The organism is Flavobacterium sp. W1B, assembly GCF_047344965.1.
GTDB lineage: Bacteria > Bacteroidota > Bacteroidia > Flavobacteriales > Flavobacteriaceae > Flavobacterium.
Genome location: NZ_CP178845.1, coordinates 1,217,744 through 1,227,466 on the forward strand (window position 1 = coordinate 1,217,744; position 9,723 = coordinate 1,227,466).

Genomic DNA, 9,723 nt, shown 5'->3' on the forward strand with positions numbered 1-9,723 from the left:
AAAGCAAGCGTTATTTTTTGGCCTTTGTTTTATTGTTACATTTACAACGCAATTAGAAATCATCGACCGCTGTAATACGGGAATATTTGATGGTAAGAAATATAATTTTGCATTGTATGAAAAAGAAAAGCACAAAGATTTTATTAGTAGATGACGAACCGGATATCTTAGAAATTGTAGGGTACAATCTCTCTCAAGAAGGATATCAAATTGTCACCGCCGCAAATGGGAAAGAGGCAATAATAAAAGCCAAAAAAGAATTACCGGATCTTATTATTATGGATGTGATGATGCCCGAAATGGATGGAATGGAAGCTTGTGAGAGCATCCGAAAAATCCCGGAATTAAGCAATGTGATTATTACTTTCCTTACCGCAAGAAGCGAAGACTATTCTCAAGTTGCCGGCTTTGATGTAGGAGCCGATGATTATATTACAAAACCAATTAAACCTAAATTATTGGTAAGTAAAGTAAAAGGATTGTTGCGCCGATTGAAGGAAAAGGAAGAAAACAGCGAAACACTTAATGTGGGCGGAATCGAAATAAATAGAGAAGAATATAAAATAATAAAGGATGACGTTGAAATATCTTTACCCAGAAAAGAGTTTGAATTATTCTATTTATTAGCTTCAAAACCGGGGAAAGTTTTTAAGAGAGATGAGATTTTGGATAAGGTTTGGGGCAATGAAGTAGTCGTTGGAGGAAGAACAATTGATGTTCACATTAGAAAACTTCGTGAAAAAATTGGAGAAGATCTTTTTAAAACTATAAAAGGAGTTGGGTATAAATTTGAAGTTTAATTTATACTATATTATAAGTAGCAATAAATTTAAATTTGTCGCCTAGTGTTTTGCTCTCGATTAATAAATAGTGTGTATACTACATGAAAATCAGTTTTAAGAAAACCTATAAGTTTGCCATAAAATCAGCTATATATATCAGTCTTTTCGCTACAGGATTTGGATTGTTATTGGTGAGTTCATTCTTTAAATCCAGCTTTCAGAGTCTACTGCTTTTTGGAGCTGTTTTTCTTTTTAGTGTTTATATTTTTTCCTTCATTGTTTTACAATACCGTGTAGAACGTTTTATCTATAGGCGAGTAAAAAAGATTTACGACGAAGTTTCCTTACTTGAATCTAGTAGTTTAATAAATCAGCCGATAACCACAGATATGGAAACATTGTCTAGGGAAGTAAAGAAATTTGCTACAGATAAAAAACTGGAAATCGAAATGCTGCAGATTCGGGAAGAATACCGAAGAGAATTTCTAGGGAATGTTTCCCATGAGCTAAAAACCCCTTTATTTACAGTTCAAGGTTATATCTCTACGCTTATTGATGGTGCGATGGAAGATAAAAACATTCGAAAAAAATATTTAAAACGTGCCGAAAAAGGTGTGGAGCGATTGATTTATATCGTAGAGGATTTGGATATGATAACCAAACTCGAAGCAGGCGATTTGAATTTGGAGTTTTCTGAATTTGATATTGTCGAGTTGATTCAGAATGTTTTTGATCTATTGGAAATGAAAGCCGAAAAAAGAAACATCAAATTGGGTTTCGAAAATGCCAATATTCAACCTTATCGGGTAAAAGGGGACAAGGATAGAATTCAACAGGTTGTCGAGAATTTGATTGTGAATTCAATTAAATATGGAAAAGAGAATGGAGTTACCGAAGTGACGGTGGTTAATTTGACCAAGAAAAAAATATTGATTCGTATAAGTGATGATGGAGAAGGAATTGAAAAGCAAAATATCCCGAGACTTTTTGAACGTTTTTATCGCGTTGATAAAAGTGGTTCCCGTACCGAAGGCGGTTCAGGATTAGGATTGGCAATTGTAAAGCATATTATAGAGGCGCACAAAGAAAAGATTTATGTAGAGAGTGAGTTTGGCATAGGTTCCGAGTTTTCTTTTACGTTACAAAAGGCGTTACGAAAAAAGAATGACAAATTCTGATTTTTTTTGATTGTTAAAAGAGTCTGTAGAACCAGAGAAAAAACCCACAGTTGTTATTCAACTGTGGGTTTTTTGTGATATTCTGAGAAATATTTGAGATAAAAGTATTATAAAAGTGTTTTTTTGAGTTATAGCAGTTACATTAAGTTATCGTAAACGTAACCTTATCTTAATATTAGACAGAAACATTAACATTAATTTTGCCGTTTTATAACACAACATTAATTTATTTTTAACATGAAGAAGATTTTAATTGCGGTTTTTATACTGAGTGTTTCGGTTGTAAATGCACAAGAAGCAGGTAAAGATGAAATTACAAAAGCTGTCGTTCGTATTTTGGATTCTATTAACAAAGCGAAGCTAGTTGAGGAAAAAGCAAAACCCAAAAAAGAGTCCTGGTACGATAATATTGGGATCAGAGGTTATGCTCAGGTAAGATATAATGGATTGTTGTCTACTAATGATAAAGTGTCATGCGACCAATGTGATAAGTCTTGGGGAACAACTTCAACGGAGGTGGGTGCTAAATCCAATAATGGGCTTTTTCTCAGAAGGGCACGCATCGTGTTTTCGGGTCAGATACATCCCAATGTCTATTTCTATATTCAGCCGGATTTTGCTAGTTCGCCGAGTACAGGAGTAAATAATTTTGTTCAATTAAGGGATGCTTATTTTGATTTGTCTTTTGATAAGGAAAGAGAATTTCGTGTAAGAGTAGGGCAAAGTAAAGTGCCTTTTGGATTCGAAAATATTCAGTCAAGCCAAAATAGACTGTCATTAGATCGTAATGATGCTTTGAATAGTGGTGTTTTGAATGAAAGAGATTTAGGGATATTTTTCTACTGGGCACCTTCAAAAATTAGAGAACGTTTTGCTATGTTGGTTAAAGACGGATATAAGGGTACCGGTGATTATGGTGTGTTTGCTTTTGGAGCCTACAACGGACAAACTGCAAATAAAATTGAGGCAAATAGAAACTTACATCTGGTTACAAGACTAAGCTATCCTTTTGTTGTAGGTGATCAGATTATTGAACCGGGGATTCAGGCTTATACCGGGAAGTGGGCTTTTGGTAATGAAATCTCTTCCGGAGTTTCTGTAAAAGACAAACAATATACCGTTGATCAGAGAGTAGCGGCAACTTTTGTTCTTTATCCAAAACCTTTTGGAGTGCAGGCAGAATATAATTTTGGTAAAGGACCAAGATATAATAAGCATACAAATGCGGTTGATGAAACGAGTTTAGAAGGTGGTTATGTTACATTGAATTACAAAATAGATTTGCCTAAAAATAGATTTATTTATCCTTTTGCTAAATTTCAGTATTATGACGGAGGTAAAAAATATGAAAAAGATGCTAGAAGTTATGTCGTAAGAGATTATGAATTAGGAATAGAATGGCAGCCTCTTAAAGCTCTTGAACTAACAGCCGAATGGGTTATTGCTGACAGAACTTTTGAAGACAGCGCTCTTGTTGATAATAGACAAAGAGGGAATTTGTTGAGATTGCAAGCGCAGTTTAATTTTTAGATTGATTAAAAGTTAATTTAATCAAAAGTTACAGTTAAAACTTACGTGGATTTATCCAATAATAAAGATTACATAATGTTCAATTAACACAGGCTTAATACTGTGGGTGTAAATTTGTAAAAAAAATAAAAACTTGAAAAAATGAATAAAGCTAAATTATTTTTAATCTTACCATTAATTGGAATGTTAAGTTGCGGTAAGGCAAAAACGGAAGATAAAGGAGAAGGTACTAAATCGGAAACTGTTTCTGTTACAATCAAAGGGAGTGATACTGTTTTGCCATTAGCGCAAAAAGAAGCGGAAGAGTTAATGAAGAAAAATTCAGATGTTAGTGTTACTGTTGTAGGAGGAGGAACAGGAGTTGGATTGACAGCATTAATTGACAAAACAACTGATATTGCAATGGCTTCTAGAGACATAAAAACGGAAGAGAAATTGAGATTTGCAGAATTAAAAAGAGAAATTGAGGAAGTGATTATTGCTTATGATGCGTTGACGGTTGTTGTCAATCCGGCAAATAAAATTTCTAAGTTGACACGCGAACAATTAGAGAAAATTTTTACCGGTGAGATCAAAAACTGGAAAGAAGTAGGTGGAGCTGACGAAAAGATAGTAGCTTACTCAAGAGAGTCTTCATCTGGTACCTATGAGTTCTTTAAGGATGAAGTTATGGATAAGAAAAATTATGCTACAGATGTTTTGAGTTTACCGGCAACCGGAGCAATTGTTCAGGCAGTAGGTCAAACTAAAGGTGCTATTGGTTACATTGGATTGGCGTACGAAACCAAAGAAGTAAAACAATTAGCAGTATCTTATGATCAAGGGAAGACTTTTGTAGAGCCATCAATAGCTTCTGCTAAAGATAAATCATACCCAATTTCCAGACCATTATTCTATATGTTCGATAAGACTAATGCTGCAAAAGTAAAAGTAATTATTGATTATGCACTTTCGGCAGAAGGACAAAAAAATGTTTCTGAAATAGGTTATATTCCATTGAATTAATAAAGATTGATTTTTATAATTGAGAAAGGCTGTCCGTTTTTAGACAGCCTTTTTTGTGTTAAAAAAAGTTGTAAATTTATAGTTAAAACATATTCCTTAACACTAAGGTAACTTAAGGATAACAACAGCAAAACATTGGTAACAAATACCTGACGTAGTTTTGCTAAAAATAAAAAAGACTGATTTGAAAACAAATTTGAAACAGATTAAAGAAAAGATAATCGAATCTATTTTAATGCTAAGTAGTGCTGCTACTAGTATTACGATAATACTTATTGTTTTTTTTCTATTTATTGAAGGCGCCGGAGTTTTTAATAAAAAGCCTATAGAAGAGGGGTTCTTGCTTGCTGTTGAAGCTAACAATCCGGTAAAAAAATTAGAGCCTTCACAAATTAAAGATATTTTTGATCAAAAAATAAAAAACTGGAGTGAAGTTGGAGGTAAGAATGAAGCTATCATTTTGTTCCGAACAAGTGATATTACGAAGTATTATACAGACGAAGAGCTAGGAGAAAATTTCGAGAATTTCCCGGCTAAGATAAATGAGCTTATCGCAAAGAATCCTGGTATAATTGCTTTTTTCTCCGATAAATACAAAGCCAAAGATTTTAAAGGAAAAGAACTTGATATTGATAAAATCAAAGTTTCTGAATTCTTATCCGGCGAAGAATGGTTTCCAACAGCCCAGCCTATTGCCCAGATGGGAGTTAAACCATTAATTTATGGAACATTGTGGGTGAGTTTTGGAGCAATTCTGTTAGCCTTGCCTATAGGTTTAGCAGCTGCGATTTATTTAAGTGAGATAGCTAAGAAAAGAACTCGCAGTTTGTTAAAACCGTTAATCGAATTGCTGGCAGGAATTCCATCTGTAGTATATGGTTTTTTTGGATTGGTAGTTATTGTGCCTTTAATTCAAAGCGTTTTTAATTTGCCTGTTGGAGAAACAGCTTTAGCGGGAAGTGTGGTATTAGCAATTATGGCATTACCAACTATTATCACTATCTCCGAAGATGCAATGCGTAACACGCCACGTGCGATGAAAGAAGCAAGTTTAGCTTTAGGCGCCAGCCATTGGCAGACTATTTATAAAGTGGTTATTCCATATTCCGCATCGGGAATAACTGCGGGAGCTATTTTAGGGATTGGTAGGGCTATTGGCGAGACCATGGCTGTTTTGATGGTTACCGGAAATGCAGCAGTTATACCGAATTCTTTTTTAGCTCCAGTGCGAACTATTCCTGCGACTATCGCTGCTGAATTAGGGGAAGCTCCAAACGGAGGCTTGCATTATGAGGCTTTGTTTGCACTAGGGTGTATTCTATTCATAATTACTTTTGGAATCAATATGTTAGTAGAAATGGTTACTAACAAACAATCTCATAAAAAACACTAAAATGAGCGCAGAAAGTCGTTTAGCAAACAGTAAAAGAAGAAGTCAGAAAATTGCTTTTGGAGTATTCAGTTTCATAAGTTATACTATTGTAGCACTTTTATTTGTAATATTAGCTTTTATTGTAATCAAAGGAATTGGAGTTATAAGCTGGGAATTTATCAGCGAAATGCCTAAAAACGGAATGACCGAAGGTGGGATTTTCCCCGCCATAGTAGGAACACTTTGTTTAATCTTGGTAAGTATGTTATTTGCATTTCCTGTAGGGGTTTTGGCTGCAATTTATATGAATGAATATGTTAAGGAAGGTTGGGCTAAAAAAATAATCAAACAAATGACAAATAACCTTGCTGGTGTTCCGTCTATTGTTTTTGGATTGTTCGGAATGTCTTTGTTTGTAAACAAGATGGGATTTGGTGATTCTATTTTAGCGGGCGGACTAACACTCGGATTATTAGTCTTGCCAATCGTAATTAGAACTACCGAGGAATCTCTAAAAGCGGTTGATGATACATTCAGGCAAGCTAGTTTTGGTTTAGGAGCCAGTAAATGGGAGACCACAAGTAAAATTGTATTTCCAATTGCTTTTCCAAATATAATTACCGGATTGATATTATCTATCGGAAGGGTTTCTGGAGAAACAGCTCCAATTTTATTTACGGTAGCGGCTTATTTTCTGCCTAAATTGCCTACATCAATCTTTGATCAGGCAATGGCTTTGCCTTATCATTTATATGTTATAGCAACAAGTGGCACAAATATAGAAGCATCAAGGGCAATGGCGTATGGTACGGCACTTATTTTAATTATTATTGTATTAATTTCTAATTTATTGGCGAATGCTCTTCGTAAATATTATGGAAAAAAAGTAAAAATGAATTAACATGCATAAAATAGAATCAAAGAACGTAAATTTTTACTACGGCGAAAATCAAGCTTTAAATGATATTTCGCTATCAATGAAGACAAATACTGTTACCGCATTAATAGGGCCTTCTGGTTGTGGTAAATCTACTTATTTGCGCTTGTTAAATAGAATGAATGACCTGATAGATAATACTCAAATGACAGGGAGTATTCTTATTGACGGAAACGATATTTATGCAAGAAACACCAATGTGGATGATTTGCGTAAAAATGTCGGTATGGTTTTTCAAAAACCAAATCCTTTTCCCAAAACTATATTTGAGAATGTCGCTTACGGTTTAAGAGTTAACGGAATTACCGATAAAAAACTGATCGAAGAGCGCGTAATTACTTCAATAGAGCAAGTGGCGCTTTGGGATGAGGTGAAAGACAAGCTTAAAAAATCGGCTTTTGAACTCTCCGGAGGACAACAACAAAGGTTGTGTATTGCACGTGCTTTGGCAATTAAACCATCGGTGTTATTGATGGATGAGCCAACATCTGCCTTAGATCCAATTTCAACTTCAAAAATCGAAGAATTAATTTATGAGTTGAAAAACAAATACACCATCGTTATTGTAACGCATAATATGCAACAGGCAGCACGTATAAGTGATACCACCGCTTTTTTCTATATGGGTGAGTTGATTGAGCACGATACGACAAAGACAATTTTTACAAAACCGACTATTAAACAAACGGAAGATTATATAACAGGAAGGTTTGGATAGTTTTAGTTATTGGGACTAAAATTAGGAGGCGCTATTTGTCAAATGTGACTTATGAATAAGTTCGTTTTAATTAAAGTAGTAGTTTTGTTTTAAGTTTCAAAATCTAAAATCTAAAATCTAAAATCTAAAATCTAAAATCAAATGGCATCATATTTAGAAACAGAACTTGGTAAGCTTAGAAATATCATAATAAAAATAGGGAATTTAGCCGAAGGTCAGGTTGCCGAGGCGGTTAAGGCATTGCTTTCGGAACCCGTTGCAGAAGGGAAAGAAGTAAAGAAAACTGAGAATAAGATTGATAAATTAGATGTTAAAATCGATGATATTTGTCAAAGTGTTTTTGCTTTGCAACAGCCGGTAGCTTCCGACTTGCGATTTATTATGTCGGCAATGCAGATTAGCAACGAGATAGAAAGAATTGGGGATTTAGCGGTCAGTGTTATTAAGGCTTCTAAAAACATCAAGGAAAAACACGAATTGATCTCAAAATTCAACATCGCCGAAATCGCAAGGGAAGTCGAGACAATTACAATAAAAACAAATGAGTGCTTTCAAGATATGGATGAAACTACTATCGAAGAAATTTTTGTTTTGAATGATAGTATAAAATCTAAGAGCGCAACTGCTATAGAAGAAATTATTGCCGAAATGAAAAGCCGTTCTAAAACGGTGGCTTCGGGTACCAATCTAATTATTGCCCTGAAACACATGGAAAGAATTGCAGATCACAATTCGAATATCGCAGAGTCGGTTTATTTTATGATAAATGCCAAAACAATTAAACACGAAAGATTGTTTGATAAGAAGTAATTTGCGGTTGAATTTTAACTGTAAATGTAAGGGATAGACCTGTCAGGTTTTCGAAACTTGACAGGTCTTGAAGTTCATACTTCAGCTTCTTAATCTTCCTCCGCGAGCATCTTGCTCCTGCAACAACCTATGTCACTCATAACTCAAAACTGATAACCCATATTATTGTTCAAATATTTCGAAAAGTTCTTTCCAATCTATGGGACTGTTGAATTTTTTTAATCCCAAATATGAGCTTACTTCCGATATTTTTTCAATAGTGAAATTATCTTGGGTCGAATAAGGTACAATTCCTTCTTTTTGTAGTTTTTTAGCTAAGTATTCTTGTTCATATTGGCCTGGAGTTGGAATGAAAAAAGCCTTTTTTTCTAGTTTTGCCAAATCCATAATGGTCGTATATCCCGAGCGACACAACACTAAATCACTTTCATTAAATATTTGTTCCAGCTGTCGCGTGTTCATGAAATTGTAATAAGTGGTGTTTCCTATTTGCTCCTTTTTTTGCTCTTTTTCGATAATGCCTTTTATAAAAATGACTATGCCGTCATACTTTGTAACTTCTGTTTTTAATTTATTTTCCAAATAAGTTCGTTGAGGTTCAGGACCGGAAAGAATAACCATTAGGTCGTATTTTTTTTCAGTTTCCTTTTTGTGAATCCGACTCAAAGGACCAATGTAATTGAGTTTTAAATTGCTTTTTGTCAGATGTCCCAACTCTCCGCTTAGATTTGGAGCAGTAGAAACATCAGGAATCCAGCAGGCATTATAATTTTTTATAATATTTTGATGTAATTTACTTGTCAACCATGTTGTGTTTCCTGTCATTACATTTAGTTGATGGGTGATAAATACCGAAGGTGTTTTTTTGCAAATAACCCCCAAACGATTGTCAGATATTATGCCGTCTATTTCGTATTTCTCAATCCATTTCTTTGTTGTTTTTTTCTCTTTCCGGATTGCGCGGATCATTTTTGGAAGACTTTTCAATAGTTTCCATTTAAAGTTTTTGCCGTTTTTGGCATACTCGATTTGGTAAGAAGGCAATTCGAGTGTTTTTATATAGGGAAATTCTTTTCGCAATAGTTCCAAGGCAACTCCATCTGAGGCTATTATGGGAATATAATTATTTTCTTGTAAAGCTTTTATGATCGGGATGCATCTTGTAGCATGTCCTAATCCCCAATTCAAAGGGGCAATCAAAATAGTTTTGTTGGTTGACTCTGTTTCCATTTGTAAGATGTATGTCCTTTTAGCTGTACGAAAGATACGTAAAGGGAAGCTGTTTTGTGTTTTTAGGGCATTATCGAATTATTAAGATGTTGTTATGCCAATAATTTTTATGTTCAGACAATAATTCGAGTTGTGAAACCGGCTATTTAAATTTCTAAATA

The 9,723-nt window shown here is 34.4% G+C and carries 9 protein-coding genes; 8 read left to right on the forward strand and 1 reads right to left on the reverse strand.

What is annotated here, in order from left to right; all coding sequences use genetic code 11:
- The first annotated feature begins 116 nt into the window (after window positions 1-116).
- The 8 genes from ACMDB5_RS05370 (at window position 117) to phoU (ending at window position 8,332) form a co-directional block, all read left to right on the forward strand.
- Window positions 117-800 carry a response regulator transcription factor gene (locus ACMDB5_RS05370; RefSeq protein ID WP_413999986.1) on the forward strand — a complete coding sequence of 228 codons (684 nt, stop codon included), beginning with the start codon at window positions 117-119 and terminating at the stop codon, window positions 798-800.
- An 83-nt stretch (window positions 801-883) separates the two neighbouring features.
- Window positions 884-1,960, forward strand: coding sequence for a sensor histidine kinase (locus ACMDB5_RS05375; protein ID WP_413999987.1), 1,077 nt, complete (start codon window positions 884-886; stop codon window positions 1,958-1,960).
- 237 nt (window positions 1,961-2,197) lie between these two features.
- Complete coding sequence (locus ACMDB5_RS05380) at window positions 2,198-3,490, forward strand: porin (RefSeq protein ID WP_413999988.1); 1,293 nt, start codon at window positions 2,198-2,200, stop codon at window positions 3,488-3,490.
- A 141-nt stretch (window positions 3,491-3,631) separates the two neighbouring features.
- A complete protein-coding gene (locus ACMDB5_RS05385; RefSeq protein WP_413999989.1) occupies window positions 3,632-4,495 on the forward strand; it encodes a phosphate ABC transporter substrate-binding protein in 864 nt (287 codons plus the stop codon).
- A 184-nt stretch (window positions 4,496-4,679) separates the two neighbouring features.
- Entirely contained in the window at window positions 4,680-5,888 is a 1,209-nt protein-coding gene (gene pstC, locus ACMDB5_RS05390; RefSeq protein ID WP_413999990.1) for a phosphate ABC transporter permease subunit PstC, read from the forward strand.
- Window position 5,889: 1 nt separating this feature from the next.
- Window positions 5,890-6,768 carry a phosphate ABC transporter permease PstA gene (pstA, locus tag ACMDB5_RS05395; protein ID WP_413999991.1) on the forward strand — a complete coding sequence of 293 codons (879 nt, stop codon included), beginning with the start codon at window positions 5,890-5,892 and terminating at the stop codon, window positions 6,766-6,768.
- A 1-nt stretch (window position 6,769) separates the two neighbouring features.
- Entirely contained in the window at window positions 6,770-7,522 is a 753-nt protein-coding gene (gene pstB / locus ACMDB5_RS05400) for a phosphate ABC transporter ATP-binding protein PstB (RefSeq protein ID WP_413999992.1), read from the forward strand.
- A 141-nt stretch (window positions 7,523-7,663) separates the two neighbouring features.
- The gene (gene phoU, locus ACMDB5_RS05405) at window positions 7,664-8,332 is read left to right on the forward strand and encodes a phosphate signaling complex protein PhoU (RefSeq protein ID WP_413999993.1); all 669 of its coding nucleotides are present in this window, start codon (window positions 7,664-7,666) and stop codon (window positions 8,330-8,332) included.
- 162 nt (window positions 8,333-8,494) lie between these two features.
- On the opposite strand, the gene ACMDB5_RS05410 is transcribed toward phoU, so the two are convergent.
- Window positions 8,495-9,562, reverse strand: a complete 1,068-nt coding sequence (locus ACMDB5_RS05410; RefSeq protein ID WP_413999994.1) for a glycosyltransferase — start codon at window positions 9,560-9,562, stop codon at window positions 8,495-8,497.
- Between the last annotated feature and the right edge of the window lie 161 nt (window positions 9,563-9,723).

Coding starts and splice junctions, on each gene's coding strand:
- ACMDB5_RS05385 (WP_413999989.1), top strand. CDS start 3,632: ATGAATAAAGCTAAATTATTTTTAATCTTACCATTAATTGGAATGTTA.
- ACMDB5_RS05370 (WP_413999986.1), top strand. CDS start 117: ATGAAAAAGAAAAGCACAAAGATTTTATTAGTAGATGACGAACCGGAT.
- pstB (WP_413999992.1), top strand. CDS start 6,770: ATGCATAAAATAGAATCAAAGAACGTAAATTTTTACTACGGCGAAAAT.
- ACMDB5_RS05410 (WP_413999994.1), bottom strand. CDS start 9,562: ATGGAAACAGAGTCAACCAACAAAACTATTTTGATTGCCCCTTTGAAT.
- ACMDB5_RS05380 (WP_413999988.1), top strand. CDS start 2,198: ATGAAGAAGATTTTAATTGCGGTTTTTATACTGAGTGTTTCGGTTGTA.
- phoU (WP_413999993.1), top strand. CDS start 7,664: ATGGCATCATATTTAGAAACAGAACTTGGTAAGCTTAGAAATATCATA.
- ACMDB5_RS05375 (WP_413999987.1), top strand. CDS start 884: ATGAAAATCAGTTTTAAGAAAACCTATAAGTTTGCCATAAAATCAGCT.
- pstA (WP_413999991.1), top strand. CDS start 5,890: ATGAGCGCAGAAAGTCGTTTAGCAAACAGTAAAAGAAGAAGTCAGAAA.